This window comes from Frigoribacterium sp. Leaf164 (assembly GCF_001423665.1).
GTDB lineage: Bacteria > Actinomycetota > Actinomycetes > Actinomycetales > Microbacteriaceae > Frigoribacterium > Frigoribacterium endophyticum.
Window position 1 is genome coordinate 1,502,544 of sequence record NZ_LMOX01000001.1, and the last position, 26,518, is coordinate 1,529,061.

The 26,518-nt window shown below is 72.4% G+C and carries 23 protein-coding genes; 1 reads left to right on the forward strand and 22 read right to left on the reverse strand.

The window, feature by feature from the left end:
- Nucleotides 1-26: 26 nt before the first annotated feature.
- Nucleotides 27-1,337, reverse strand: coding sequence for a histidinol dehydrogenase (hisD, locus tag ASF82_RS06800; protein WP_056055051.1), 1,311 nt, complete (start codon nt 1,335-1,337; stop codon nt 27-29).
- A 71-nt stretch (nt 1,338-1,408) separates the two neighbouring features.
- Here hisD and ASF82_RS06805 point away from each other — a divergent pair, with 71 nt between their 5' ends.
- On the forward strand, nt 1,409-1,927 hold the full coding sequence (locus ASF82_RS06805; protein WP_056055055.1) for a flavin reductase family protein: 519 nt from the start codon (nt 1,409-1,411) through the stop codon (nt 1,925-1,927).
- Between the two features lie 6 nt (nt 1,928-1,933).
- Here the strand turns inward: ASF82_RS06805 and dnaE are convergent, their stop codons facing one another.
- The 21 genes from dnaE to ASF82_RS06910 form a co-directional block, all read right to left on the reverse strand.
- Nucleotides 1,934-5,398: a DNA polymerase III subunit alpha gene (gene dnaE, locus ASF82_RS06810; protein WP_056055946.1), complete on the reverse strand. Its 3,465-nt coding sequence runs from the start codon at nt 5,396-5,398 to the stop codon at nt 1,934-1,936.
- 98 nt (nt 5,399-5,496) lie between these two features.
- Nucleotides 5,497-6,420, reverse strand: a complete 924-nt coding sequence (locus tag ASF82_RS06815) for an RluA family pseudouridine synthase (RefSeq protein ID WP_056055058.1) — start codon at nt 6,418-6,420, stop codon at nt 5,497-5,499.
- A complete protein-coding gene (lspA, locus tag ASF82_RS06820; RefSeq protein ID WP_235491180.1) occupies nt 6,417-7,037 on the reverse strand; it encodes a signal peptidase II in 621 nt (206 codons plus the stop codon). Before lspA ends, ASF82_RS06815 begins: the two co-directional genes overlap by 4 nt.
- 4 nt (nt 7,038-7,041) lie before the next feature.
- On the reverse strand, nt 7,042-7,854 hold the full coding sequence (locus ASF82_RS06825; RefSeq protein ID WP_056055061.1) for a DivIVA domain-containing protein: 813 nt from the start codon (nt 7,852-7,854) through the stop codon (nt 7,042-7,044).
- 160 nt (nt 7,855-8,014) lie between these two features.
- A complete protein-coding gene (locus ASF82_RS06830) occupies nt 8,015-8,305 on the reverse strand; it encodes a YggT family protein (RefSeq protein ID WP_056055064.1) in 291 nt (96 codons plus the stop codon).
- A 78-nt stretch (nt 8,306-8,383) separates the two neighbouring features.
- Nucleotides 8,384-8,920, reverse strand: a complete 537-nt coding sequence (locus ASF82_RS06835) for a cell division protein SepF (RefSeq protein ID WP_056055069.1) — start codon at nt 8,918-8,920, stop codon at nt 8,384-8,386.
- Nucleotides 8,921-8,958: 38 nt separating this feature from the next.
- Nucleotides 8,959-9,657, reverse strand: a complete 699-nt coding sequence (locus tag ASF82_RS06840; protein WP_056055073.1) for a YggS family pyridoxal phosphate-dependent enzyme — start codon at nt 9,655-9,657, stop codon at nt 8,959-8,961.
- Nucleotides 9,657-10,820, reverse strand: a complete 1,164-nt coding sequence (gene ftsZ, locus ASF82_RS06845) for a cell division protein FtsZ (RefSeq protein WP_056055076.1) — start codon at nt 10,818-10,820, stop codon at nt 9,657-9,659. Before ftsZ ends, ASF82_RS06840 begins: the two co-directional genes overlap by 1 nt.
- 137 nt (nt 10,821-10,957) lie before the next feature.
- Nucleotides 10,958-12,109, reverse strand: a complete 1,152-nt coding sequence (locus ASF82_RS06850; RefSeq protein ID WP_200931970.1) for an FtsQ-type POTRA domain-containing protein — start codon at nt 12,107-12,109, stop codon at nt 10,958-10,960.
- Entirely contained in the window at nt 12,106-13,536 is a 1,431-nt protein-coding gene (gene murC / locus ASF82_RS06855; RefSeq protein ID WP_056055079.1) for a UDP-N-acetylmuramate--L-alanine ligase, read from the reverse strand. Before murC ends, ASF82_RS06850 begins: the two co-directional genes overlap by 4 nt.
- Nucleotides 13,533-14,696 (reverse strand): glycosyltransferase, encoded by a 1,164-nt coding sequence (locus ASF82_RS06860; protein ID WP_082514371.1) that lies wholly within the window; start codon nt 14,694-14,696, stop codon nt 13,533-13,535. The genes murC and ASF82_RS06860 overlap by 4 nt, the downstream gene beginning before the upstream one ends.
- Nucleotides 14,693-15,892: a putative lipid II flippase FtsW gene (ftsW, locus tag ASF82_RS06865; protein WP_235491181.1), complete on the reverse strand. Its 1,200-nt coding sequence runs from the start codon at nt 15,890-15,892 to the stop codon at nt 14,693-14,695. The genes ASF82_RS06860 and ftsW overlap by 4 nt, the downstream gene beginning before the upstream one ends.
- A 145-nt stretch (nt 15,893-16,037) precedes the next feature.
- Nucleotides 16,038-17,609 carry a UDP-N-acetylmuramoyl-L-alanine--D-glutamate ligase gene (gene murD, locus ASF82_RS06870; protein WP_056055085.1) on the reverse strand — a complete coding sequence of 524 codons (1,572 nt, stop codon included), beginning with the start codon at nt 17,607-17,609 and terminating at the stop codon, nt 16,038-16,040.
- Nucleotides 17,606-18,709 carry a phospho-N-acetylmuramoyl-pentapeptide-transferase gene (mraY, locus tag ASF82_RS06875; protein WP_056055088.1) on the reverse strand — a complete coding sequence of 368 codons (1,104 nt, stop codon included), beginning with the start codon at nt 18,707-18,709 and terminating at the stop codon, nt 17,606-17,608. The genes murD and mraY overlap by 4 nt, the downstream gene beginning before the upstream one ends.
- Entirely contained in the window at nt 18,706-20,112 is a 1,407-nt protein-coding gene (gene murF, locus ASF82_RS06880; RefSeq protein WP_056055951.1) for a UDP-N-acetylmuramoyl-tripeptide--D-alanyl-D-alanine ligase, read from the reverse strand. The genes mraY and murF overlap by 4 nt, the downstream gene beginning before the upstream one ends.
- The gene (locus ASF82_RS06885; RefSeq protein ID WP_056055090.1) at nt 20,109-21,662 is read right to left on the reverse strand and encodes a Mur ligase family protein; all 1,554 of its coding nucleotides are present in this window, start codon (nt 21,660-21,662) and stop codon (nt 20,109-20,111) included. The genes murF and ASF82_RS06885 overlap by 4 nt, the downstream gene beginning before the upstream one ends.
- Nucleotides 21,663-21,676: 14 nt before the next feature.
- On the reverse strand, nt 21,677-23,506 hold the full coding sequence (locus ASF82_RS06890; protein ID WP_235491182.1) for a penicillin-binding protein 2: 1,830 nt from the start codon (nt 23,504-23,506) through the stop codon (nt 21,677-21,679).
- A 76-nt stretch (nt 23,507-23,582) separates the two neighbouring features.
- Complete coding sequence (locus tag ASF82_RS06895) at nt 23,583-24,236, reverse strand: hypothetical protein (protein ID WP_056055093.1); 654 nt, start codon at nt 24,234-24,236, stop codon at nt 23,583-23,585.
- Nucleotides 24,233-25,183, reverse strand: a complete 951-nt coding sequence (rsmH, locus tag ASF82_RS06900; protein ID WP_082514472.1) for a 16S rRNA (cytosine(1402)-N(4))-methyltransferase RsmH — start codon at nt 25,181-25,183, stop codon at nt 24,233-24,235. Before rsmH ends, ASF82_RS06895 begins: the two co-directional genes overlap by 4 nt.
- Nucleotides 25,184-25,286: 103 nt before the next feature.
- Nucleotides 25,287-25,718 carry a division/cell wall cluster transcriptional repressor MraZ gene (mraZ, locus tag ASF82_RS06905; protein WP_056055098.1) on the reverse strand — a complete coding sequence of 144 codons (432 nt, stop codon included), beginning with the start codon at nt 25,716-25,718 and terminating at the stop codon, nt 25,287-25,289.
- 365 nt (nt 25,719-26,083) lie between these two features.
- Nucleotides 26,084-26,488: a DUF3040 domain-containing protein gene (locus ASF82_RS06910; protein WP_056055956.1), complete on the reverse strand. Its 405-nt coding sequence runs from the start codon at nt 26,486-26,488 to the stop codon at nt 26,084-26,086.
- Nucleotides 26,489-26,518 lie beyond the last annotated feature (30 nt).

Genomic DNA, 26,518 nt, shown 5'->3' on the forward strand with positions numbered 1-26,518 from the left:
GAGCGACGGCGAGGGCGGTGACGGCCCTAGGGCCGCGAGAGGCGGGCCGCGACGGCCTCGCCGTGCGCCGGCAGGAGCTCCGCCCGCGACAGGGCGACGAGCCGGTCGGCGACCTCGGCGAGGGCGTGCGGCTCGTAGCGGACGATCTGCTGGGGCCGCAGGAACGTGTAGGCGCCGAGGCCGGACGAGAAGCGGGACTGGCCGCTGGTCGGGAGGACGTGGTTCGAGCCCGCGAGGTAGTCGCCGAGGCTGACGGGCGTGCTCGCGCCGACGAAGACGGCCCCGGCGCTCGTGATGCGCGCCAGGACGGCGTCGTCGTCGGCCGTCTGGATCTCGAGGTGCTCGGGCCCGTACGCGTTGCTGAAGTCGGTCGCGGCGGTCATGTCGTCGACGAGGACGATGGCCGACTGGCGGCCGTCGAGGGCGGTCTGCACCCGGTCGGCGCTCAGGGTGCGCGGGACGAGGCGCTCGAGCTCCGCCACGACCGCGTCGGCCAGCTCGGGCGAGTCGGTGACGAGCACGGCGGAGGCCACCTCGTCGTGCTCGGCCTGGCTGATGAGGTCGACCGCGACGAGCGTGGCGTCGGCGCTGGAGTCGGCGATCACGAGGATCTCGGTGGCGCCCGCGACCGCGTCGATCCCGACCTGCCCACGGACGTGCTGCTTGGCCGCCGCGACGAAGTTGTTGCCCGGCCCGGTGATGACCTGGACCGGCTCGAGGCCGATCTCGGGCACGCCGTAGGCGAGGGCCCCGACGGCGCCGGCCCCGCCGACGGCGTAGACCTCGTCGATGCCCAGGAGCCCGGCTGCCCCGAGGATGACGGGGTGCACCCCTCCCCCGTGCTCGCGCTGCGCCGGCGAGACCAGGGCGATCGACCGCACGCCGGCGACCTGGGCGGGGACGACGTTCATGACGACGCTCGACGGGTAGACGGCCTTGCCGCCGGGAACGTAGACCCCGGCGCGGTCGACCGGCTGCCAGCGCTGCTCGATGACCGCGCCGTCGGCGGGGCGGGTGACGCTGCCGGACGGCACCTGGGCCCGGCTGGCCTCGGTCACGCGGACGATCGACTCCTCGAGGGCGGCGCGGACGAGCGGGTCGAGCGCGTCGACCGCGGCGCGGACCGCCTCGACGGGCACCCGGAGCTGCTCGGTGCGGACGCCGTCGAACCGCTGGGCCTGGTCGCGGAGCGCGGCGGCCCCCCGCTCGCGGACGTCGAGGACGAGCTGCGCCGCCGACTCGGCGGCGGCGCTGACGTCGACGTGCGAGCGGGGCACGAGGGCGAGGAGGTCGGCGTGGGTAGGCTCGAGGCCCCGGAGGTCTGTGGTCTGGATCATGGCCCGGCCAGCCTAGTCACCCGCGCACGGCGGTGGCCCGGCCCGGGCAGACCCGCAGGAGGACCTCCCCCATGACCGACCAGCCCGTCCCCGAGCCCCCCGTCTCGCACGACCTCGACGCTTTCAAGCAGGCGTTCCGTCGACACGCCGCCGGGGTGGCCATCGTCACCGCGCGCGACGCGGGCGGCTCGCCCGTCGGCTTCACCGCGACGTCGCTGGCCTCCCTCGCCGCCGTGCCGCCCCTCGCGACCTTCAACATGGCGCGGACCGCGAGCTCCTGGCCCGCCGTCGCGGAGACCGACCACGTCATCGTCCACCTCCTGGGGCTGCGCAACCGCGACCTGGCGGCGAAGATGGCCGGCCCCGCCGCCGAGCGCTTCGTCGGCGACCACTGGGAGGAGGGACCTCACGGGCTGCCCCTGCTCCGCGGGGTGACGGCCTGGATGTCGGGCCGGGTCGTCGAGCGCTTCCCCGTCGCCGCCAACGCCGTCGTCGTCGTCCAGGTGGAGCAGGGCGACGTCGGGGTGGACGACGACGCCCTGCTCTACCACGACCGCCGGTACCTGCGGCCCCTGCACCTGGACGAGTAGCCGGAGCTAGACCAGGCAGCCAGGGCCGAGGAGGCTCTTCAGCTCGCCGAAGAGGTCGGCGGTCACGTCGACCGGCATCGGGATCTCGAACATGCGGGCGAGGTCGCCCTTCACCAGGCGGAGGCGGACCTCGGTCGAGCCGGAGTGCCGACCGAGGACGGCCGCGAGCTCCGTCACGGTGTCGGTCGTGGCCCGGTGCTCGGGCATCTGCAGGACGAGCGGGCCCTGGTTCACGCCGACCCCGAGATCCGGCGTGAACATGCTCGCCGCGTGCATGTTCATGCCGTCGTCACGCACGCTCACGCGGCCCTTGAGCACGATGATCGAGTCGCCGACCAACGACGGCCCGAACTCCTGGTACGTCTTGCCGAGGAACATCGCGGAGATCTCGCCGCCGAAGTCCTCGACGGTGATGATGCCGTAGGGGTTGCCGGAGTTGCGGGCCACGCGGTGCTGGACGCTCGTGATGAGCCCCGCGATGGTCACGGTCTCGCCGTCGATCGTGGCGGGGTCGCTCGACAGCACGTCGGTGACGGTGGTGCTGGCGTGCTTGGCCAGCGGCAGCTCCAGGCCGGCGAGGGGGTGGTCCGAGACGTAGAGGCCGAGCATGTCGCGCTCGAAGGCGAGCTTGTCGCGCTTCGTCCACTCCGGGCGCTCGGGCACGTGCTGCACGTCCTGCGGCTCGTCCCACAGGGAGTCGAAGTCGAAGCCGACCTGGCCGTTCGCCTCGGCCCGCTTCTCGCTGACGGCGGCCTCGACCGCGGACTCGTGGATCTCGACGAGCGCGCGGCGGGTCGACCCGAGGCTGTCGAAGGCCCCGGCCTTGACGAGGGACTCCACCGTGCGCTTGTTCGCGACGGGCAGCGGGACCTTGCGCAGGAAGTCGTGGAACGACGAGAAGGCGCCCTCCTTCTGCCGCGCTGCGATGACGTGGTCGACGACGTTGAAGCCGACGTTGCGGACGGCGCCCATGCCGAAGCGGATGTCGTCGCCGACGGCGGCGAAGAACCCGATCGACTCGTTGACGTCGGGCGGCAGCACCTTGATGCCCATGCGCCGGCACTCGTTGAGGTAAAGGCCGAGCTTGTCGCGGGAGTCGCCGGTCGAGGTGAGCAGGGCGGCCATGTACTCGGCGGGGTAGTGCGCCTTGAGGTAGGCCGTCCAGTAGGAGACGACGCCGTAGGCCGCCGAGTGGGCCTTGTTGAAGGCGTAGTCGGAGAACGGCAGCAGGATGTCCCAGAGCATCTTCACGGCGTCGGGTGAGAAGCCGTTGTCGAACATGCCCTGCTCGAACCCGGCGTACTGCTTGTCGAGCTCCGACTTCTTCTTCTTGCCCATCGCGCGGCGGAGGATGTCCGCCTGGCCGAGGGAGAACCCGGCGACCTTCTGCGCGATCGCCATCACCTGCTCCTGGTAGATGATCAGGCCGTAGCTCGTCGAGAGGATCTCCTTCAGGGGCTCCTCGAGCTCGGGGTGGATCGGTGTGATCTCCTGCGCGCCGTTCTTCCGCAGCGCGTAGTTGGTGTGCGAGTTCGCGCCCATGGGCCCCGGGCGGTAGAGCGCGATGACGGCCGAGATGTCCTCGAAGTTGTCGGGCTTCATCAGCCGGAGCAGCCCCCGCATGGGGCCGCCGTCGAGCTGGAACACGCCGAGCGTGTCGCCGCGGCCCAGGAGGTCGTAGGCCGCGCGGTCGTCGAGCTCGAGGTCCTCCAGGACGAGGTCGAAGCCGCGGTTCGTCCGGATGTTGTCGAGGGCGTCGTTGATGATCGTGAGGTTGCGCAGCCCCAGGAAGTCCATCTTGATCAGCCCGAGCGACTCACAGGCCGGGTAGTCGAACTGCGTGACGATCTGGCCGTCCTGCTCGCGCTTCATGATCGGGATGATGTCGATCAACGGGTCGCTCGACATGATGACGCCCGCGGCGTGCACGCCCCACTGGCGCTTCAGCCCCTCGAGCCCCAGGGCGGTGTCGAAGACCGTGCGGGCCTCGGGGTCGGTCTCCACGACCGTCCGGATGTCGCCCGCCTCCTTGTAGCGGTCGTGCTGCTTGTCGAAGATCCCCGTGAGCGGGATGTCCTTGCCCATGACGGCGGGCGGCATCGCCTTGGTGAGCTTCTCGCCCATGCCGAAGGGGAAGCCGAGCACCCGACTGCTGTCTTTCAGGGCCTGCTTCGCCTTGATCGTGCCGTAGGTGACGATCTGCGCGACGCGCTCGTCGCCGTACTTCTCCGTCACGTACTGGATGACCTCGCCCCGGCGACGGTCGTCGAAGTCGACGTCGAAGTCGGGCATCGAGACGCGGTCCGGGTTGAGGAAGCGCTCGAAGATGAGCCCGTGACGGAGCGGGTCGAGGTCGGTGATGCGCATGGCGTAGGCGGCCATCGAGCCGGCGCCCGACCCGCGACCGGGGCCCACCCGGATGCCGTTCTCCTTCGACCAGTTGATGAAGTCGGCGACGACGAGGAAGTACCCGGGGAACCCCATGCCCGTGATGACGCCGATCTCGTACTCGGCCTGCTTGCGCACGTCGTCGGGGATGCCCGCGGGGTAGCGGTACACCAGGCCCTTCTCGACCTCCTTGATGAACCAGGTCTCTTCGGTCTCGCCCTCCGGCACCGGGTAGCGCGGCATGTAGTTCGCCGAGGTGTTGAACTGGACGTCGCACCGCTCGGCGATGAGCAGGGTGTTGTCGCAGGCCTCCGGGTGGTCGCGGAAGAGGTGGCGCATCTGCTTCGCGGACTTCAGGTAGAACTCGTCGGCGTCGAACTTGAAGCGGTTGGGGTCGTTCAGCGTCGAGCCGGACTGGACGCAGAGCAGGGCGGCGTGGCTGGTCGCGTCGTGCTCGTGCGTGTAGTGCAGGTCGTTCGTGGCGACGAGGGGCAGACCGAGGTCCTTCGCGAGGCGCAGCAGGTCGCCCATGATCTGCCGCTCGATGCCGAGGCCGTGGTCCATGATCTCGGCGAAGTAGTTCTCGCGGCCGAAGATGTCGCGGAAGTCGGCCGCGGCCTTCACCGCCTCGTCGTACTGGCCGAGGCGGAGGCGCGTCTGCACCTCGCCGCTCGGGCAGCCCGTCGTCGCGATGAGGCCCTCGGAGTACTGGGAGAGCAGCTCGCGGTCCATGCGCGGCTTGAAGTAGTAGCCCTCGAGCGATGCCCGGGACGACAGCCGGAACAGGTTGTGCATGCCGGTCGTGTTCTCGGAGAGCAACGTCATGTGCGTGTACGCACCGGCGCCGGAGACGTCGTCACGCCCGCCGTCGCCCCAGCGCACGCGCGTCTTGTCGCCGCGGTGCGTGCCGGGCGTGATGTAGGCCTCGGTGCCGATGATCGGCTTCACGCCCGCCTCGGTCGCGGTCTTCCAGAAGTCGTACGCCCCGAACACGTTGCCGTGGTCGGTGACCGCGACGGCCGGCATGCCCTGGGCCGCGGCCTCCGTGATGAGCGGCTTGACCCTCGCCGCCCCGTCGAGCATCGAGTACTCGCTGTGCACGTGCAGATGGACGAATGAGTCTTCGTTCGAGGCCACTCGGCTCCCCGTCTCCTGGTGTTCCTGACTACTGGAGGAACAGCCTAACCGGCACGGAGGACATCGAGCGCGTGCTGCAGGTCGGCCGGGTAGGTCGACCGGTAGACCACGGGCTCACCCGTGCCGGGGTGCCGGAACCCGAGCTGGACGGCGTGCAGCCACTGCCGCGTGAGGCCGAGCTTGGCGGAGAGCGTCGGGTCCGCCCCGTAGGTGGCGTCGCCGACGCAGGGGTGCCGCTGGGCGGCCATGTGGACGCGGATCTGGTGCGTGCGACCTGTCTCGAGGTGGATCTCGAGGAGGGACGCGGAGGGGAAGGCCTCCACGGTCTCGTAGTGGGTGACCGACGGCTTGCCGTCGACCACGACGGCGAACTTCCAGTCCGACGACGGGTGACGCCCGATGGGCGCGTCGACCGTGCCGGTCAGGGGGTCGGGGTGCCCCTGCACGACCGCGTTGTAGATCTTCTCCACGGTGCGTTCGCGGAACGCCTGCTTCAGCTCCGCGTAGGCGCGTTCGGTCTTCGCGACGACCATGAGCCCGCTCGTGCCGACGTCGAGGCGGTGGACGATGCCCGCACGCTCGGCCGCGCCCGAGGTGGCCACGGTGAAGCCCGCGGCGGCGAGGCCGCCCAGCACGGTCGGCCCCGTCCAGCCCACGGACGGGTGCGCGGCGACGCCCACAGGCTTGTCGACGACGACGATCTCGTCGTCGTCGTGCACGATGCCGAGCCCGGGCACGTCGACCGGGACGACGGACGGCGCCTCCTTCGGGGCCCACGAGACCTCGAGCCACGCGCCGGCCTCGAGGCGGTCGGACTTGCCGACGGTGCGGCCGTCCACCTCCACGCCGCCGCTCGAGGCGACCTCGGCGGCGAAGGTCCGGCTGAAGCCGAGGAGCTTGGCGAGGGCGGCGTCGACGCGCTCACCCGCGAGGCCGTCGGGGACGGGCAGGGACCGCTGCTCGCTCATCGGGGCTCCGTCGTCGGGGTGGCCGCGACGTCGGCGTCGCCCGGGGAGGCGGTGGCCTCGCCCTCGACGGCGCGGTCGTCGGCCTCGGTGTGGCCCCCGCGCGGCGTCCGGCTGCCGTCGAGGCCGACGCCGAGCAGCGTCAGGAGGACGAGGAGGCCCATGCTGGAGACGATGAAGATGTCGGCGACGTTGAAGATCGCCGGCAGCAGCTTCGGGAAGTACAGGAAGTCGACGACGTGCCCCTGCCCGAACGACGGCTCCCGGAAGAGCCGGTCGGTGAGGTTGCCGAGGGTGCCGCCGAGCAGCATCCCCAACATGATCGCCCAGGCGACCGACCTGATGCGCTTCGCGAAGACGACGATGGCGACGACGACAGCCGAGGCGGCGAGGGAGAAGACCCACGTCGTGCCGCTGGCCAGGGAGAACGCCGCGCCGGGGTTCTTGACGAAGAGGAGCTGGAAGAAGGAGCCGAGCACGTCGACCGCCCGGCCTTCGACGAGGTCACGCGTGACGAGGTGCTTGGTGCCCTGGTCGAGGGCGTAGGCCACGACAGCGACGAAGGCCAGCGCCGCGATGACGCGGACGCTGACCTTCGCAGCGGGATCTCGAGGTGCCAAGACCCTAGTTGGAGCCGAAGCCCTGCGCGCTGGCGGGCTGGGGCTCGGAGGCGCCCTCGCCGTCGAGCTCGTGCAGCTGGCCCTCGATGTAGCTCTTCAGCTTCTGGCGGTAGTCGCGCTCGAAGGTGCGGAGGTCGTCGATGCGACGCTCCAGGCCCGTGCGCTCGCCGTTCAGCTGCTCGAGGACCTCGCGGCGCTTGGTCTCGGCCTCGCTCACGACCTCCCGCGAACGGGTCTCCGCGTCGGCGACGACCTCCCGCGAACGGTTCTCGGCGTCGCCGACGAGCTCCGCGGAGCGCGCCTCGGCCTCGGCCACGACACGGGCGGCGGTCGACTGCCCCTCGGCGATGAGCGCGTCGCGCTTCTCCGCGCCTTCGCGGACGTGCTCCTCGTGGAGGCGACGTGCCAGCTGGAGCAGGCTGTTGGTGCTCTCGGTCTCGTCGGCCGACGGGCCGGCGAAGGCCGGGACGGGCGTGACGGCGGCGGGAGCCGCGGTGACCGGAGCGACGGGCTCCGGGGCTGCCACCGGCTCGGCCTTCTCGAGGACCGGCTCGGGCGCGGACGCCGGCTCGGGCACCGACGCCGGGGCCGGAGCGCTGGCGACCGGGGCCGCGACGGCGGCGTCACGCTGACCGTCGCCGGCGGCGGACTCCGCCGAGGCGAGGCGCTGGCGCAGCTCGTCGTTCTCCGCGCCCAGGCGCCGGAGCTCGGCGACGACCTCGTCCAGGAAGTCGTCGACCTCGTCCTGGTCGTAGCCCTCGCGGAACTTGGTCGGCTGGAACCGCTTGTTGACTACGTCTTCCGGCGTCAAAGCCATTGCCGTCACCTCGTGAATCTGTTGGATCGTGTGATCGTGGTCTGGGTCGTGCACTACACCGTAGCGAACGATCGCCCGTCGGGACGGGGAGGGGCACCGAGGCCCCGCGGAGAGCCTACCCTCTCGGGCGGCGAGGACGGGCGTCGCGCGCGGCGCCGTGTCAGATGCGGGCGAAGACGCCCATCAGGACGACGACCGCCAGCATGATGAGGCTCCAGCCGAAGTCGAGCGCGACCGAGCCGAGCCGGACCGGGGGCAGGACCTTGCGGACGGCCTTGATCGGCGGGTCGGTGACCGTGTAGGTCACCTCGGCGAGCACGAGCACGGCCCCCCGGGGCCGCCAGCCCCGGCTGAACGACTGGGCGAGGTCGAAGACGAACCTCGACCACATGAGCAGGAAGAAGACCAGGAGCGCGTAGTACACGATCGAGGAGATCAGGGAGACGATCATGGGGGTGTCATCAGCTCGCACGAGTCGGCGCGGCGGAGGCCGCGGGAGGGGGGCGGACGGCGGCTCGGCCGCACCCGGTCAGGACTGCGAGAAGAACGACGCCTCGATGTCGGACTCTACCTCAGCCTGCTCACCGCTCACTGCGATGTGGGCGGGCGACAGCAGGAACACCTTGTTCGTGACGCGCTCGATCTTGCCGAAGAGCCCCTGCGAGAGGCCGCTGGCGAAGTCGACGAGGCGACGAGCGTCGGCCTCCGTCATCTGGGAGAGGTTGATGATCACGGGGATGCCGTCGCGGAAGCTCTCGGCGATCGCCTGGGCGTCCTTGTACTCCCGGGGGTGGACGGTGAGGATCTCGTTCATGTCGTGGGGCACCGTGTTCTTCGTGGTCGGGGTCGTGGCGCGGCGGAGCGGCGTCACGGGGGCGCGAGTGGGGGTCGGGGCGGAGGCGGCGGCCGGCACGGCGACGGGGGCGACGGGCGACGGCGCGGCGGCGGGCGCGGCCGACCGTGCGGCAGGCTGGGCAGCGGCCTGCTGGGCGGGCTGCTCGTCGTACTCGAGCTCTTCGTCGGCGAGGCCCAGGTAGACCATCGTCTTGCGCAGGGGGTTGGCCATGGGGGTGTCCTCCGGATCGTGGATCGTCTAGACCGACATTAACCAGCGTCGGGCCGAGAACCCGTGATTGCCGTGCCGATGCGGAGGTGTGTCGCGCCCTCGGCGATCGCGTCGGCGAAGTCCTGCGACATCCCGGCCGAGATCTGATCGGCGTCGGGCGCCACGGCCCGGACCCGCTCCGAGACGAGCCGGAGGCGCTCGAAGGCCGGGCGGGCCGGTGCGTCGAGGGGCGCGACGGCCATGACGCCCCGGAGCCGCAGGCCCGGGGTCGCGAGGACCCGCTCGACGAGCGCGTCCACCTCCGCCGCGGCGACGCCCCCGCGGCCGGGGTCGTCGGTGAGGTTCACCTGCACGAAGCCGTCCACCCACGTCCCGTCGTCCGACCCGAGTGCGTCGACGACGCTGGCGCGGTCGAGCGAGTGGACCGCCGCGGCGTAGCGCCGTGCCTGGCGGGCCTTCTTCGACTGCAGCTGGCCGACGAAGTGCCACCGGAGGCCCTCGAGGTCGGCCGTCTCCGCCGACTTGGCCTGCGCCTCCTGGTGTCGGTTCTCCCCGACGTCACGGACGCCGAGCGCGTGGAGCTCACGCACGAGCGACGCGGGGTGGAACTTGGTCACGACGATCGTCATGACCGAGGCCGGGTCGCGTCCGGCCGCCCGAGCCGCGTCGGAGACGCCGGAGGCGACACGGGCGAGTCGCTCGCCCGTGTCGCCTCCGCCGAGGGGGTCGCCCGTCACTACTTCAGGAAGTCGGGGACGTCGAGGTCGTCGTCGCCGTCGTCGAAGGCGGGGTCGGAGGCGCGAGTGGCCGCGGGCTCCTCCGGACGACGCCACGAGTGCGAGTCCGAGCCGGCACCGCTGTCGGCGATGGCCGAGACGCCGGGCACCGCGGCGGACGAGGAGCCCTCCGACTCGACGAAGCTCGAGCGACGCTCCTTCGACTTGGCCTGGGGCTCTCCGCCGTCGAAGCCCGCGGCGATGACCGTCACGCGGACCTCGTCCCCGAGGGTGTCGTCGATGACGGCGCCGAAGATGATGTTGGCCTCGGAGTGGACGGCCTCCTGCACCAGGCGGGCCGCGTCGTTGATCTCGAAGATGCCGAGGTTCGAGCCGCCCTGGATGGAGAGCAGCACGCCGTGCGCACCGTCGATGCTGGCCTCGAGCAGCGGCGAGGCGACGGCCAGCTCGGCCGCCTTGATGGCCCGGTCGGCACCGCGCGACGAGCCGATGCCCATCAGGGCGGAGCCCGCCCCCTGCATGACCGACTTGACGTCGGCGAAGTCGAGGTTGATGAGGCCGGGGGTCGTGATCAGGTCGGTGATGCCCTGGACGCCGGCGAGGAGGACCTGGTCGGCGGTGCCGAAGGCCTCCACCATGGAGATGCCGCGCTCGGAGATCTCGAGGAGGCGGTCGTTCGGGACGACGATGAGGGTGTCGACCTCGTCCTTCAGGGCTGCGACGCCCGCCTCGGCCTGCGCCTGACGACGCTTGCCCTCGAAGCCGAAGGGCTTCGTGACGACGCCGATCGTGAGCGCGCCGATCGACTTCGCGATCCGGGCCACGACGGGTGCGCCGCCGGTGCCCGTGCCGCCGCCCTCGCCGGCCGTGACGAAGACCATGTCGGCCCCGGCCAGGGCCTCCTCGATCTCCTCCGCGTGGTCCTCCGCCGCACGGCGGCCGACCTCGGGGTCGGCGCCGGCGCCGAGGCCCCGGGTGAGCTCGCGGCCGACGTCGAGCTTGACGTCGGCGTCGCTGAGCAGGAGCGCCTGGGCGTCGGTGTTGATGGCGATGAACTCGACTCCGCGGAGCCCGAGCTCGATCATGCGGTTGACGGCGTTGACGCCACCGCCGCCGACACCGACGACCTTGATCACGGCTAGGTAGTTGTGGTTCGTTGTCACGTCCGGGCCTCCGCTGGAACCTTAACTCTGTGATTGAAGGTCAAGGTTGTACATTGTATTCGAGTGGGTCAGTCACAAGGTATGGGTCGCGCCTCACCGCCGACCACTCCGAGACGGGCGTGTCGCGAAGGCCGGTCTCAGCGAGTGCGGATGATGCCGTTGTCGGGCGCTGAGACGTCGTACTCGACCGAGGCCGCCGGGTCGCGCTTCGCCTGGTCGGCGACGAGGCCGGCGAGCACCTGCGCCTTCTTCTCCGAGTGCTCGGCGCTGCCCCAGACGACCTGCTCCCCTGAGGTGAGGGCGAGCGTGACGTCGTCGGCCGTCGACGCCGTGACCGTGTCGACGGTGCTGCGGAGCGTGAGCGGCAGGGCGAGGAGCACCTCCGCCGCCGACCGGAAGGCCGTGCCGTCGAGGGGTGCGCCGCCGACGTCGACCTGCGGCACGCCGTCCTGACGACCGTCGAGGCGCTGCACGACGATGCCCGCGGGGTCGACCAGGTCGACGCCGTCGGCCGTCGCCACCGTGGCGATCGGCTGGCGCTCGGTCACGCGGATGACGAGGGTGTGGGGCGGGGCGGTCTCGGTGACGTAGCTCGCGATGAGGGGGAACTGCTCCAGCTCGCCGGTGATGCGGTCGAAGTCGACGAGGGCCAGGGGCGTGCCGAGCTGGTCGTCCACGGCGGCCGTCACGGCGCTCGCGTCCACGCGGCTCGTGCCCTCCACCCGGATCTCCTGCAGGGAGAGGAGCGGCGAGAAGACGGCCACGGTCACCGACGCCACGAGGACGACGACGACCGCGCCGACGGCGGTCCAGGTGGCCCGCCGATGGCGCGAGCGGCGCGTGAAGCGACGCACCTCGGACTTCTCGACGCGGCGACGCTGACGCGACGCCCGCCGGGCCGCACGACGCGCCTCCGCGGCTCTCTCGCGCGCGGCGGCCGCCGTCGTGTCGGCCGGCCCGATGCGCGGGGGCTCGGCCGGGTGCACGGCCTCGGGGCGGCCGTCCCCCGGGCGGGCGTCCGCAGGCCGAGCGACCTCGGGGCGCGCCGCGGCAGGGCCGACGGCCGCAGGTCGGCCGGTGCGGGCCGAGCGGGAGGCGCGGGGAGGCCCGGTGACGACGGACACGGGGCCCGTGTCGACGTCGTCCGAGGCCCCGGGAGCCGACGCCGGCGTCTCCGCGCCGCGGCGGCGCCGCGCCAGCCGGTCGGCGAGGGACGGTCGGCCGTGGCCGTCCGCCGGCGGCTCGGGGGCGGGCTCCGGGGGCGGCTCGAAGCCCTCGGGGCGCTTCACGCTCCGGTCTCCTCCGCGGTCGACGGGTCGGGGGCGGTGGCGGCGTCGAGCGCGCCGAGCAGCTGGGGCACGATGCGGTAGACGTCGCCGCAGCCGAGCGTGATCACGAAGTCGCCCTCCCGAGCGACCTCCGCCGTGCGGACGGCCGCGGACTGCCAGTCCGGCACGAAGTCGACGCGCTCGGGGTCGCGGAAGGCCCCCGAGACGAGCGCGCCGGTGACGCCGGGCTCGGGGTCCTCACGGGCCCCGTAGACGTCGAGGACGATCGTGTGGTCGGCCAGGCGCTCGTAGGTCTCGGCGAACTCGCCTGCCATCATCCGCGTTCGGCTGTACAGGTGCGGCTGGTGCACGGCGATCAGGCGCCCCTCCCCCACGACCGACCGGGCGGCCTGCAGCGCCGCGGCGACCTCGGTCGGGTGGTGGGCGTAGTCGTCGTAGACGCTGACGCCCCGCACGGTGCCGTGCAGCTCGAAGCGTCGCTCGGTGCCGCCGAAGGCCTCGAGCCCGCGGACGGCGGCCTCGGCCTCGACGCCGAGGCCCACGAGCACCGCGAAGGCGCCGGCCGCGTTCACCGCGTTGTGGAGGCCCGGCACGCGCAGCTGGACGGGCAGGCTGCGGCCGTCGTGGTGGAGCGTGAACGACACCGGCCCGCTCGACGCGACGTCGGTGATGCGGACGTCCGCCGACCCGTCGAGCCCGAAGGTCACGACCCGCGGGTGGTCGAGCGCCTCCGTGACCCGCCGGGCGCCGGCGTCGTCGCTCGAGATGACGACGAGCTCGGAGGCGGCGCCCGCGAACTCGACGAAGGCCCGGTCGAACGCCTCGTGCGACCCGTAGTGGTCGAGGTGGTCGGCGTCGACGTTGGTGACCAGCGCGATCGCCGTGTCGTAGAGCAGGAAGGAGCCGTCGGACTCGTCGGCCTCGACGACCACCAGCTCCTCCGAGCCGCCGGCGGCGCTCACGCCGAGCGACTGGATGACGCCGCCGTTGACGAAGCTGGGGTCGCGCCCGGCGGAGAGCAGCGCCGTCACGATCATCCCGGTCGAGGTCGTCTTGCCGTGCGCGCCGGCGACCGAGACCAGGCGCTGGCCGCCGATCAGGGAGGCGAGGGCCTGCGACCGGTGCAGCACGGGCACGCCGTCGGCGAGGGCCCGCTGGTACTCCGGGTTGTCCTGCCAGAGGGCGCCGGTGACGACGAGGGTGTCCGCGTCGCCGACGTTCGCGGCGTCGTGGCCGATCGCGATCTCGGCGCCGAGCTCGCGCAGGGCCGAGACCGACGCCGACTCGCGGATGTCGGAGCCGGTGACGCGGTGGCCCGCGGCCAGGAACACCCGGGCGATGCCGCTCATGCCCGAGCCGCCGATGCCGACGAAGTGGACGGCCCCGAGGTCGGAGGGGATCTGCTGCTGGAGGTCTGGCTTGATCATGCGTTCTCGGCGTCCGTCTCGGAGGGGCTGGTCGGGGTCACCGTCGATCGGCCGCGCGCGTGGGCGGCGGGGCGGGACGACGAGGAGGCGCGGTCGACGGCGTCGAGGACGAGGTCGACCGTGCGGTCGGTCCCGTCCAGCACCCCCACCGTGGCCGCGCGGACCGCCATGTCGGCGATCGCGGCGCGGTCGAGCAGCAGGCGCACGAGCTCCCGGTCGACCCACTCCGGCGTGAAGTCGGCGTCGGCCACCAGCAGGGCGCCGCCCGCCTCGACGACGTCGGTGGCGTTGAAGCGCTGCTCGCCGTTGCCGACGGGGTACGGCACCAGGACGGAGGGCAGGCCGAGCGCGGTGAGCTCGCTGACGGTCGCCGAGCCCGACCGCGACACGACGAAGTCCGCGGCCGCGAGGGCGAGGTCCATGCGGTCGCAGTAGCGGAGCAGGTGGTGCCCGGCCAGCCCGGTCGACCGGAGGTCGGACTTCTCGCCGGTGATGTGGAGCACCTGCCAGCCGGCGCCGACGATGCTGGCGGCGGACCGCGCGACCGTCTCGTTGAGGCGACGGGCTCCGCTGGAGCCGCCGGTGACCAGCACCGTGGGCAGCGCGGGGTCGAGGCCGAACTCGGCCAGCGCCTCCTGACGTCGTGCCCGACGGTCGAGCGTCTCGATCTCGTCGCGGAGCGGCATGCCGACGCGACGTGCCCCTCGGAGCTTCGTCGACCGGAAGACGACGCCGACGTGGGGCGTGAGGAACGAGCCCAGCACGTTCGCCATGCCGGGCTTCGCGTTCGCCTCGTGCACGACCAGCGGGACGTGCTCGCGACGCGCGGCGACGTAGGCGGGTGCCGAGGCGTAGCCGCCGAAGCCGACCACGACGTCGACCGCGTGCTCGCGGAGCAGGCGACGGACGCCGTCGACGGCGCCCTTCAGCGCGGCCGGGAAGCCGAGCGCCGCCCGGGAGGGGCGTCGCGGGAAGGGGAGCCGCGGCACGGTGAGCAGCTCGTAGCCCCGCTGCGGGACGAGCCGGGCCTCGAGGCCCTCGGCGGTGCCGAGGACGAGGATCGTCGCGGTGGGCTCGCGACGCCGCAGACGGTCGGCCACGGCCAGGAGCGGGTTGACGTGCCCGGCGGTGCCGCCGCCGGCGAGGAGGTACGTGGTCATCGGAGAGACCCTACCCGCTGCCCGACGGGGGGCATGGGCACGGTCGGGTCCTCCGGACGACGGGCGAACGACAGGACGACGCCGATGGCGGCGAGGGTGACGATGAGCGCCGAGCCCCCGGCGGAGATGAGCGGCAGGGGGACGCCGAGCACGGGCAGCAGCCCGAGGACGACCGCGATGTTGATCAGGGCCTGGCCGATGATCCACGCCGTGACCGCGCCCGTGACGACCCGCACGAACGGGTCGTTCGTGCGGCGGATGATCTTGACGAACCCGACGGCGAGCACGACGAAGAGCGCGAGGACGACGATCGCCCCGATGAGACCGAGCTCTTCACCGACGATGGCGAAGATGAAGTCGTTGTCGGCCTCCGGCAGCCACGACCACTTCGACTTCGAGTTGCCGAGGCCGACGCCGAACAGGCCGCCGGAGGCCAGGGCCCAGGTGCCGTGCAGCGACTGCCAGCAGGCGGCCTGGTAGTCGCTCGAGTCGGTGCAGCCGGACATCCACGCGGCGATCCGCTCGTTGCGGGAGTCGGAGCCCGAGGCGATGATCGGCACCACGGCGAGCAGGAAGAGCACGGGCACGGCGAGGAAGCGGAGGCGCACCCCGGCGAACCAGACGGCCGCGAAGACCAGGAGGAGCATGACCATCGTCGTGCCGAGGTCGCCGCCGAGGATGACGAGGCCCACCGACACCCCGACGACGGGCACGAGCGGGATCGCCAGGTGCTTCCAGTCGTCGAGGAGGTCGCGTTTGACGCTGAGGATCATGCCGAGCCAGACGGCCAGGGCGAGCTTGACCGCCTCGGACGGCTGCGCACTGAAGGAGGAGCCGAGCTCGATCCAGTTCCGGTTGCCGCCGACCTCGTAGCCGAGGGGGGTGAAGACCAGGAGCTGGAGGACCACGGCCGCCAGCAGGATGTGCCAGGCCCAGCGCTTCCAGAACCAGATCGGCACGCGCGAAGCGATCAGCATGAGCGGCACGCCGATCGCGGCGTACATGCCCTGGCGGATGAAGGCGCCGAAGAAGGAGGTGTGCTTCGACGAGATGTACTGCTCGACGCTCGACGAGGAGAGCACCATGACGAGGCCCAGCACGACCATGAAGAGGGTCGTGCCGAGGATCAGGAAGAACGAGCCGGTCTCCGCGGCGAAGAGCTTCTTGACCGCGACGACGGCGGCGGCCTGCCGCACGTCGTGCGGGTGCGCGCCGTGCTCGCCCTCGCCGTGCCCCCGAGCCCCGCGGGCGCCCGGGGGGCGGACGGACGGCGGGGCTGCGGCGGGGGCCGACGGGGCGGCGGACCGGGTGCGCGGCGCCGCCGCGCGGGGACGCGACGCGTCAGTCGGTCGCCGGCGCGGGAGGCTGGACGGCAGGTCGGCCATCGGCGTCACCCCTCAGGTGCTCGTGGACGGCGGCGGCCCAGGCTCGGCCGCGTGCCGTGTAGTCGGTGAACTGGTCGAAGGACGCCGCGGCCGGTGCCAGCAGCACCGTGTCGCCCGGGAGCGAGGCCTCCGCCGCGAGGCGGACCGCCGTCGGCATCACCCGCTCAGTGTCGGCCTCGTCGACCTCGAACACGGGGACGTCCGGCGCGTGTCGCCGGAGAGCCTCGAGCACGACCTCGCGGTCGACGCCGATCACGACGACGGCACGGAGGCGGTCGGCGACGTCGGCGACGAGCGGGGCCGGGTCGACTCCCTTGAAGGTGCCGCCGACGACCCAGACGACCGAGGGCGCTGACGTCAGCGAGGCCCGGGCCGCGTGCGGGTTGGTGGCCTTGGAGTCGTCGACGAAGCGGACGCCCCCGGCCTCGGCGACGAGCTCCGTGCGGTGGTGGTCGACGCGGAAGCCGAGCACGGCCTCGCGGACGGCCGCGGGGTCGACGTCGACGGCCCGCACGAGGGCGGCGGCGGCGAGGACGTCGGCGACGAGGTGGTCGGCGCCGAGGCCGACCGCGTCGAGCTCGGTCGTGGTCGCGAGCTCGAGGGCCCGGTGACGCCGGTCGTCGAGGAACGCCCGGTCGACGAGGACGCCGGCGTCGTCGTCGCCCGCGACGACCCCGAAGTCGCTCGGGCCCGGTGCGGAGAGCCCGAAGCCCACCGCGCGGCAGCCCTCCTCGACGTCGGCCTCCTCGACCATGCGCAGCGTGGCGTCGTCGGCCTTGTTGTAGACGCAGGCGACGACCGTGTTCTCGTAGACCTTGGCCTTGGCGTCGCGGTAGGCGCGGGCGCTCCCGTGCCACTCGAGGTGGTCGTCCTCGAGGTTGAGGCAGACGGAGGCGCGGGGCCGGAGGGCGCCCGGGCCGGCGGTCGGCAGCTGGTGCAGCTGGTGGCTCGACAGCTCGACGACGAGGACGTCGAACCCGTCGGGGTCGCGGACGGCGTCGAGCACCGGCACGCCGATGTTGCCGCACGCGGCGGCCCGGCGACCGCCCTGGGTCGCCATCGCGGTGGCGAGCTGCGTCGTCGTCGTCTTGCCGTTCGTGCCGGTGACGAGCAGCCAGTCGGCCACGCGCTCCGTCTTGTCGCGCAGGCGCCAGGCGAGCTCGACGTCGCCCCAGACGGCCGCGCCGCTGGAGGCCGCCCAGCGCGCGAGGGGGTGGTGCGGGGCGAAGCCGGGCGAGATGACCACGAGCTCCGGGGCGAGCTCGACGACGGCGGCCGGCGGCTCCTCCATCGCGGGGTCGAGCACCAGCTCGGCGCCGATGAGCGACAGCAGCTCGGCCCGGTCGTCGTCGACGGTCGGGGCCAGGACGACGACGCGCGCGCCGAGCTCGGCGAGCGTGTCGGCCACGGAGAAACCGGTCACGCCGAGGCCGAGGACGAGCACGCGGAGGCCCCGCCAGTCGGCGTGCCAGCTGCTCAGGCCGTCGAGGCGCGCGGCCAGGGCGGGGTCGAGGGTCGCGTCGCTCACGAGGTGCGCGAGATCCACTCGAGGTAGAACACGCCGACGCCGGCCGCGACGAACAGGCCCGCGATGATCCAGAACCGCACCACCACCGTGACCTCGGCCCACCCCTTGAGCTCGAAGTGGTGGTGCAGGGGGCTCATCAGGAAGATCCGTTTGCCCTTGGTGATCTTGAAGTAGGCGCGTTGCAGGATCACCGAGCCCGTGACGACGAGGAAGAGGCCGCCGATCAGGACGAGGAGCAGCTCGGTGCGGCTGAGGATGGCGAGGGCGGCCAGCGCGCCGCCGAGGCCGAGCGAGCCGGTGTCGCCGAGGAAGATCTGCGCGGGCGAGGTGTTCCACCACAGGAACCCGATGAGACCGCCGCAGATCGCGGCCGCCACGACCGCGAGGTCGAGCGGGTTGGCCACCGTGTAGCAGGCCGACCGCGTGGTCTCGTCGAGGCGCGTGCTGAAGCACGACTGGTTGAACTGCCAGAAGCCGATGAAGATGTACGACGCGATGGCGAGGATGGACGACCCCGTCGCGAGGCCGTCGAGGCCGTCGGCCACGTTGACGCCGTTCGAGGTGCTCACGGTGATGAGCACGACCCAGATGAGGAAGAGCCCTCCGCCGATCACGCTGCCGAACACCATGAAGTCGAGCCACGAGATGTCGCGGATGCCGGAGATCGCGGTGGAGGCGGGGGTCAGGCCGTTCGCGTTGGGGAACGACAGCGCGAGGACGGCGAAGACGGCCCCGACCACGACCTGGCCGGCGATCTTCGCCCAGCCGCCGAGCCCGAGGCTCCGCTGGTTGCGGACCTTGAGGAAGTCGTCGAGGAACCCGACCGTGCCGAGCCCCACCATCATGAACAGCACCAGCAGCCCGCTGAGCGTGAGCTCGTCGCGCGCCACCAGGTGGCCCAGGAAGTAGCCGATGACGGTGCCGAGGATGAGGACGATGCCGCCCATGGTCGCCGTGCCGCGCTTGGTGTGGTGCGACTGCGGGCCGTCGTCGCGGATGAACTGGCCCCAGCCGAGGCGGTGGAAGAGCCGGATGAACAGCGGCGTCATGAGCAGGGTGAAGACCAGCGAGAACCCGCCGGCGATCAGCAGCGCGATCACTCGGTCACCCCCGCGAGGCGGTCGCCGAGGAAGCGCAGGCCCGCCGACTTCGACGACTTGACGAGCACGACGTCGCCCGGGCGCAGCTGCTCCCGGAGCAGCTCGTAGGCGGCGTCGACGTCGTCGACGAGGACGGACTCGCCGTCCCACGAGCCCTCGAGCCCGGCCGCGGTCGAGATGTGGCGGGCGGCGTGGCCGACCACCACGAGCTGGCTGACGTTGAGCCGCACGACGAGGCGACCGACACGGTCGTGCTCCTCGCGCGCGGCGTCGCCGAGCTCGGCCATCTCGCCGAGGACGGCGATCGAGCGGCCGCCCTCGGGAACGATCTGGACGAGGGTCTTGAGCGCGGCGGCCACGGAGTCGGGACTCGCGTTGTACGCGTCGTTGACGACGGTGACGCCGTCGCCGCCGTCGAGCACCTCCATCCGCCAGCGCTCGGCGCGGGCGACGCCCTCGAGCACCGTCGCGGCGCGGTCGAGGTCGAGGCCCCACTCCCCCGCGACCGCGAGGGCGGCGAGGGCGTTCATGACGTGGTGCTCGCCGAGGATGCGCAGCGACACCCGTCGGGTCAGGTCGCCGTGGGCGAAGGTGAAGGAGGTGCCCTCGGCCGTCACGTCGACGTCGGAGGCACGGTAGTGCGCCGACGAGGAGAGCCCGAAGGTCACCACGCGCGCGGCCGTGACGGACGCCATCCCGGCGACGCGGTCGTCGTCGGCGTTGAGGATGGCCGTCCCGGTCTCGGGGAGGTCGGTCACCATCTCGGACTTCGCGGCGCGGGTGCCCTCGATGCCGCCGAAGCCGCCGGCGTGGGCGAGGCCGACCTTGAGCACGACGCCGGTGTCGGGGCGGGCGATCTCGACGAGGCGGGCGATCTCGCCGGGGCCGGAGGCCCCCATCTCGACGACGAGGTACTCGGTGTCGTCGTCGATGCGGAGCATCGAGATCGGCGCACCGACGTGGTTGTTGAACGAGCCCTGGGGAGCGACCGTCGCGGCGACGTCGCCGAGGACGGCGCGGAGCATGTTCTTCGTGCTCGTCTTGCCGTTCGAGCCCGTCACGCCGACGACGCGCAGGGCGCCGCGGCGGCGGACCCGCTCGACGACCGCGGCGGCCAGGCGGGAGAGCGCCGTGACGCCGTCGTCGACCACGACGACGGGCACGTCCACGTCGACGGCAGCCTCGGCGACGACGAGGGCGGCGCCGCGCTCGACGGCGGACTCGACGAACAGGCGGCCGTCGGTGACCTCGCCGCGCAGGGCGACGAAGACCGAGCCGGGCTGGACCAGACGGGAGTCGGTCTCGACCGAGCCTGACACGACCTGCTCGGCCCGCGACTCCTGCCCGGGGGCGAGGGAGCCGCCCGTGATCTCGACGATCTCGGCGACGGTGAGGGCGATCACTCGGCCCACCCGGCCTCTCGCAGCGCCGCTCGCGCCTCGTCGCGCGCCGAGTACGGCGTGCGCTCGCCCCGGATGTCGCGGTAGTCCTGGTGGCCGGGCCCGGCCCAGAGGATCGAGTCGCCCTCGTCGGCCAGGCCGACGGCGGTGCGGATCGCGGCCTCGGGCGGGCTGACCTCGTGGATCTCATGCTCCGGGAAGGCGGCCCGGGCGGCCTCGACGAGCGTCGTGCGGATCGCCTGCGGGTCCTCGAAGCGGGGGTGGTGGTCGGTGACGACGAGGACGTCGGAGCCCGCCGCCGCCACGCGCGCCATCTCGGCCCGCTTGGTCTTGTCACGGTCGCCGTCGGCGCCGAACAGCATGATGACCTTGCCGGGGGTGAACCGGCGCACCGCCGCGAGCGTGGTGAGGAACGCGTCGGGGCTGTGCCCGAAGTCGACGTAGACGCTGGGGCCCCGGTCGCCGGAGACGCGCTCGGTGCGGCCGGGCAGGTACGCCACGATGCCGTCGTCGGCCGCGAGGGCCTGCTCGATGGCACCGAGCTCGAAGCCGGCCTCGACCAGCATGACGAGCGCGAGAGCCGCGTTGGCGACCATGTGCCAGCCGATCAGCGGCACCCGGGTGACGAGCTCGCGGGACTCGGGGCCGGTGAGGCGGAACTCCGTCCACGCGGCCTGCTCGTCGAGGATCTCGACGCGCCAGTCGGCCTCGACCTCGGGGAGGATCGTGATCGTGGTCAGCGGCACGCGCGCGCTGTCGACGACGCGCTGCCCCCACGGGGAGTCGAGCGAGATGACCGCGCGGCGCGAACGGTCGGGCTGGAAGAGCGGGAGCTTCGCCTGGAAGTACTCCTCCATGTCGGCGTAGTCGTCGAGGTGGTCGTGGCTGAGGTTCGTGAACGCGGCCACGTCGAAGACGAGACCGTCGACCCGGTTGCGGCTGAGCGCCTGGGCGCTGACCTCGACGGCGACGGCGCGGACCTCGCTCTCGCGCATGCGGGCCAGCAGGGCGTGCATCTCGCTCGCCTCGGGGGTCGTGAGACGGCTGACGACCGTGAGGTCGCCGATGTGGCGCTCGGCGGTGCTGCTCAGCCCCGTCACGAGGCCGAGCTGACGGAGGACGCCCTCGAGGAGGTAGGAGGTGCTGGTCTTGCCGTTGGTGCCGGTGACGGCGAAGAGGAGGGGCGAGTCGGTGCCCTCGCCCGTGCGGTAGATCCAGGCGGAGACGTCGCCGAGGGCCGCACGCGGCGAGTCGACGAGCACGACCGGGAGCCCGACGTCGCGCGCGATCTCGAGGCCGCGGCGGTCGGTCATCAGGGCGACGGCGCCGCCGTCGCGGGCCTGGGCGGCGAACTCGGCGCCGTGCCGGTGCTCGCCGGGCACGCCGACGTAGAGGTCGCCCGGGTGCAGGTCGCCGGTGCTCAGCGTCACGCCGGTCACCTCGACGCCGTCGAGGGAGCCGTCGTGCTCGAGTCCGAACTCGCTGACCAGCTGGCCGAGCGACCTCGCGGACGGATGTTCCGGTCGGAGGACCGGGGGGATCCGGGCGTTCAAAGAATCCTCTTCTCTCACCAGGTCTGGGGGATGACCGGTGCGGGCTCCGTCGACGGAGGGACGCGGTACATCTCGAGGACCTGGGACATGATCTTGTTGAAGGTCGGAGCCGCAGCAGCCGACGTCTTGATGGTACTGGGCTTGGTGAACGTCACGACGACGACGTACTGCGGGTCCTCCGCGGGGGCGAGGCCGGCGACCGAGACGATGCGGTCGGAGCCGTACCCCGTGCCGTCGGACTTCGCGACCTCGGCGGTGCCGGTCTTGGCGCCGACGCGGTAGCCAGGGATGGTGAGGACGTCCTTGAGGTCGCCGTCGCTGACGACCTTCTCGATCATGTTCACGGTCGAGTCGGCCGCCGCGGGAGAGACCGCCTGGACGCCCTCGGTGCTCGGGGCCATCGTCACGGTGCCGTCGGGAGCGGTGCAGCCCTCGACGAGGGAGGTGGGGAGGCGCAGGCCGTGGTTGCCCAGGGTCTGGAAGATGCCCGCGACGTGCACGGCCGTCGTCTGGACGCCCTGGCCGAACATCGTGTTGATGCTCGTCTGCTGGTCCCAGTCGGAGGCGGGGCGGACGCCCGAGGTCGGCTCGCCGAGGAAGCCCACGGCGGTGGGCTCGTTCAGGCCGAACTTCACCATGTAGTCACGGCGCTGCTCCGCCGACAGGTTCTGGCCGAGCAGCGAGATGCCGACGTTCGAGGAGTCGCGGAGCACGCCCGTGAGGGTCAGCTGCTCGGTGGGGTGGAAGGTCGCGTCGTGGATCTCGCCGCCCCACGGGAAGGTGCGCGAGTAGGGCACGGTCACCCGGCTGGTGGGAGCGGCCTTGCCGGAGTCGAGGAGCATCGCGGCCGTCATCGCCTTGAAGGTGGAGCCGGGCTCGTAGGACGACGTGAACGCCTTCGAGCCGAGGTCCGCGACGTCCTTCGTGAGGTTCACGTCGTTGGGGTCGACCGCGGGCCAGTCGGCCACGGCGAGCAGCTTGCCCGTCTTGACCTCCTGGACGACCGCCGTGGCCGACTCCGCCCCGATCGCCTGGGCCTGCTCGGCGACGGCCTGCTGCGCCATGTACTGGAGGTCGGAGTCGATGGTGAGCGCCAGGGTGCCGCCGGGGGCCGCCTCCTGCGTGGTCACCGTGCTGCCGGGCAGCTGCACGCCGTCCGCGCCGCGCTCGTAGGTCTGGAGGCCGTCGGTGCCGGCCAGGCACTGGTCGGCGCTCAGCTCGAGCCCCGCCTGGGGGCCGTCCGTGCCGATGAAGCCGGTGAGGTTGCCGGCGACGGAGCCGTTCGGGTACGAGCGGGCCGACTGGCGCTCGTAGTAGAGCCACGAGACGCCGCTGTTCTTCAGGTCACGGACCGCGCGGAAGGCGTCGACGTCGACGCCCTTCACCAGGTAGGCGAAGTTCGCCTCGGGGTCGTCGGAGATGCTCTTCTGCATCGCGGCCTCGTCGCCGCCGGTGATGTCGGCGACGCGCGCCAGCACCTGCTCGACGGTGAGGGGCTGCTTGGAGGTCGTCCCGTCGGCCGCGGTCTCCGTGACCGTGACGTCCTCGGCGAAGGCCGGCGCGGCCGTGATGTTGTAGCGGGTGACGCTGCCCGCGAGGACGGTGCCGTCGGAGGAGACGATGTCGCCCCGGTCGCCGTAGGTGACCTGACGGATCTCGCGCTTGTTCAGCGACTGGGCGTTCAGCTCGGAGGCCTGGACGATCTGGATGTCGGCCAGCCGGACCACGAAGACGCCGACCAGCGCGATCACCACGGCCATCGCCAGGGTCGCGCGGAGTCGGCGGCTGCGGAGCTCGCTGTGCGGTCGGCCGCGACGGCCGCCGGTGCGGGGAGCAGGGTTCACGAGAGGTTCCTCACCGCGGACGGGCCGTCGTGCACCCACCGCTGTCGTCGTCCGGCACGCCCTCGCGGGCGCGCCGCTAGCGGGTCTCGGGAGCCGCCAGCTGGTTCGGGGCCGAGGCTACCGACGCATCGGCGTTCTGCGCGCCCGCCGCGCCCGGCGCGGCGGAGTCGGCGGCGGGAGCCGCTGCGGCGCCCGTGGCGTCGGCCGGGTCGGCCGTCGACGAACCGGCGGCGGCGCCGTCGGCGGCCTCGGCGGGGGCACCCGCCGGCGGCTGGGTGACGAGCGGGACGCCGTCGAGCAGCGTGTTCGGGATGAGGTTGTCGGTGCCGTCCGCCGCGCCGTCGGCGGGGGCGGGGACGCCGTGCACCGCACCGGTCGCCGGGTCGAGGTAGACCGGGTTCGAGTTGCGCACCATGCCGAGGCGCTCGGCGTTGTTCGCCACGTTCTGCGGCGACGACAGCACGTCGAGCTGCTCGGAGTACTTCTGCTGGTCGCGGGTCAGCTCGGACTTCTCGGCCTGCAGGTCGGAGATCGTGTAGGCGCCGTCGCTCAGGGCGATGCTGATGGCGAGCTGCCCGAGCAGCAGGACGAAGAGCGCCGCCGTGGCCACGAGCGCGTAGGCGATGCGCGGGCGGGCCCGGCGCTGCGCCCGGGTGGTGACGATCTCGACCGGAGCCCGGCGGGGGGCGCGGGCGGGCTGCGGGATCGGGCTGACGGCCGCGGTGCTCATGCTGCTCTCCGGATTCGTTCGGCGGCGCGGAGCCGCACGGGTCGTGCTCGGGGGTTCTCGTCGATCTCGGCGTCGGTGGCCAGCTCGGCACCCCGCACGAGGAGCTTGAACTCGGGGCGGTGCTCGGGCAGCTCGACGGGCAGCCCCTGGGGGGCCGTCGACGTCGTCCGGGCCGCGAGCTCGCGCTTGACGAAGCGGTCCTCGAGCGACTGGTACGCGAGGACGACGATGCGCCCGGCCTCGGCCAGGCGGTCGAGGGCCGCCGGCACCGCGGCCTCGAGCGAGGCCAGCTCGCCGTTGACCTCGATGCGCAGCGCCTGGAACACGCGCTTGGCCGGGTGACCGGCCCGCTGCAGGGCCATGGGCGTCGCCGCGATGAGGAGGTCGACCAGCTGGCCGCTGCGGACGAGCGGCGCCTCGAGGCGCTGCTCGACGATGCGGCGGGCGTAGCGCGGGGCCAGCTTCTCTTCTCCGTACTGGTAGAAGATGCGCCGCAGCTCGGACTCGGGGTACTCCGCGAGGATCCGCTCGGCCGTCACCGGGGCGGTCGGGTCCATGCGCATGTCGAGCGGGGCGTCCTTGGAGTAGGAGAAGCCGCGCTCGACCCGGTCGAGCTGGAGGGACGAGACGCCGAGGTCGAAGAGGACGGCGTCGACGGTGTCGTAGCCGAGGCCGTCGAGGGCGTCGGCCACCCCGTCGTAGCGGGTGTGGACGAGGCGCGCCCGCCCGCCGAAGCCGGCGAGCCGCTCCCCCGCGATGGCCAGCGCCTCGGTGTCGCGGTCGAGGCCGACGACGGTCAGCTCGGGGAACCTCTGCAGCATCGCCTCGCTGTGCCCGCCCATGCCGAGGGTCGCGTCGACGACGACGGCGCCGGGGCGAGACAGGGCGGGGGCGAGGAGCTCGAGGGTGCGCTCGAGGAGGACGGGGGTGTGGATCTGTTCTGCCATGGCGACGACGGTCTCGGGCTCCCGGGGCCTGATCCCCATCCCTCACGACCTGGCACCGGGGAAGGTGCGCCAGGGCGGACGGCTGGGAGTCAGACTCGAGGAACTAGAAGAGGCCGGGGATCACCTCCTCCGTGGTGTTGGCGAACGCGGCCTCCTGGGCCTCGTAGTAGGCGTCCCACGCCTCGGTGGCCCAGATCTCGGCACGGTTGCCCGCGCCGATCACGGTGAGCTCACGGCCGAGGCCGGCGTAGTCGCGCAGCTGCGCGGGGACGGTGACGCGGCCCTGCTTGTCGGGGACCTCGTCGCTGGCACCGGAGAGGAAGAGGCGCATGTAGTCGCGGCCCTCCTTGCTCGTGATCGGTGCCTGTCGGATGCGGTCGTGCATGCTCTCGAACTCGGCCTGGCTGAAGACGTAGACGCAACGCTCCTGGCCCCGGGTCATGACGAGGCCGGAGGCCAGCTCGTCACGGAACTTCGCGGGGAGGATGATGCGGCCCTTCTCGTCGAGCTTGGGCGAATAGGTGCCGAGGAACATGCCCTCTCCCCCTTCGCCCCCGCACCCGGTGGCACGTGCCTCCACTTTACTCCACAACGCACCACTCAGCAACGAGAAACGGCCCCGGAGGCGCGGGTCACCCCCTTCGATCCGCTCCAGTTCGGGGGTCACGAGAGTGGAGGACATCGGGCGTGCCCTGGGCGCGGCGGCGGGCCGGGAGCCCTCGAGCGGCCGCGGGCCTGCCCGCCGCAGGCGTCGGTGGAGCGAAGTGGAGGCGGGGTGGACGCGACGTGGAGACCCGTGGCCGGAGGCGACGCGCGCGACGACGCCCCCGGACACGACGAAGGGGCCGGCCCGGAGGCCGACCCCTGAGGTCGTGGTGCGCCGCGTGCGCGGGTGGGGCGTTACCGCCGGTCGCCGTCCTGTCGACGGTCCCAGCGGTCAGAGAAGCGGTCCATCATGCTGCCGCCACCGCCGCGCTGCGGGCGAGCCGCCGACGGACGAGCCGAGGTCGTGGGGGCCGGGGCGGGCGCGCCCCTGCGGCGAGGAGGTGCGATCGCGAACAGCGCGCCGGCGACGAGGATGACGAAGCCCAGGACGCCGACGAGCGGCCCGATCGGCGGGGTGCGGAGGATGACGCCGGTGACGATGACGGCGATGCCGACCAGAGCTGCGAGGACGCCCACGACGACCATCGTGTAGTTGGGACGGCCGCGGCCGCCGACCGTCGCCACGAAGTCGGAGTCGTTGCTGTAGAGGCTCCGCTCCATCTCTTCGAGGAGGCGCTGCTCCTGCTCGGAAAGCGGCATGGTGTTGTTCCCTTCGAACACAGGCCCCTC

What these genes read in the sequence shown, in the direction of transcription:
- ASF82_RS06895 (WP_056055093.1), bottom strand. Translation starts at nt 24,236, where the DNA reads ATGAGCACCGCGGCCGTCAGCCCGATCCCGCAGCCCGCCCGCGCCCCC.
- ASF82_RS06815 (WP_056055058.1), bottom strand. Translation starts at nt 6,420, where the DNA reads ATGAGCGAGCAGCGGTCCCTGCCCGTCCCCGACGGCCTCGCGGGTGAG.
- ASF82_RS06835 (WP_056055069.1), bottom strand. Translation starts at nt 8,920, where the DNA reads ATGGCCAACCCCCTGCGCAAGACGATGGTCTACCTGGGCCTCGCCGAC.
- ASF82_RS06825 (WP_056055061.1), bottom strand. Translation starts at nt 7,854, where the DNA reads ATGGCTTTGACGCCGGAAGACGTAGTCAACAAGCGGTTCCAGCCGACC.
- mraZ (WP_056055098.1), bottom strand. Translation starts at nt 25,718, where the DNA reads ATGTTCCTCGGCACCTATTCGCCCAAGCTCGACGAGAAGGGCCGCATC.
- ASF82_RS06805 (WP_056055055.1), top strand. Translation starts at nt 1,409, where the DNA reads ATGACCGACCAGCCCGTCCCCGAGCCCCCCGTCTCGCACGACCTCGAC.
- murC (WP_056055079.1), bottom strand. Translation starts at nt 13,536, where the DNA reads ATGATCAAGCCAGACCTCCAGCAGCAGATCCCCTCCGACCTCGGGGCC.
- rsmH (WP_082514472.1), bottom strand. Translation starts at nt 25,183, where the DNA reads ATGGCAGAACAGATCCACACCCCCGTCCTCCTCGAGCGCACCCTCGAG.
- ASF82_RS06860 (WP_082514371.1), bottom strand. Translation starts at nt 14,696, where the DNA reads ATGACCACGTACCTCCTCGCCGGCGGCGGCACCGCCGGGCACGTCAAC.
- dnaE (WP_056055946.1), bottom strand. Translation starts at nt 5,398, where the DNA reads ATGCTCGACGGGGCGGCGAGGGTCAAGCCGCTCATCACGGAGGCCGCG.
- ASF82_RS06910 (WP_056055956.1), bottom strand. Translation starts at nt 26,488, where the DNA reads ATGCCGCTTTCCGAGCAGGAGCAGCGCCTCCTCGAAGAGATGGAGCGG.
- ASF82_RS06830 (WP_056055064.1), bottom strand. Translation starts at nt 8,305, where the DNA reads ATGATCGTCTCCCTGATCTCCTCGATCGTGTACTACGCGCTCCTGGTC.
- hisD (WP_056055051.1), bottom strand. Translation starts at nt 1,337, where the DNA reads ATGATCCAGACCACAGACCTCCGGGGCCTCGAGCCTACCCACGCCGAC.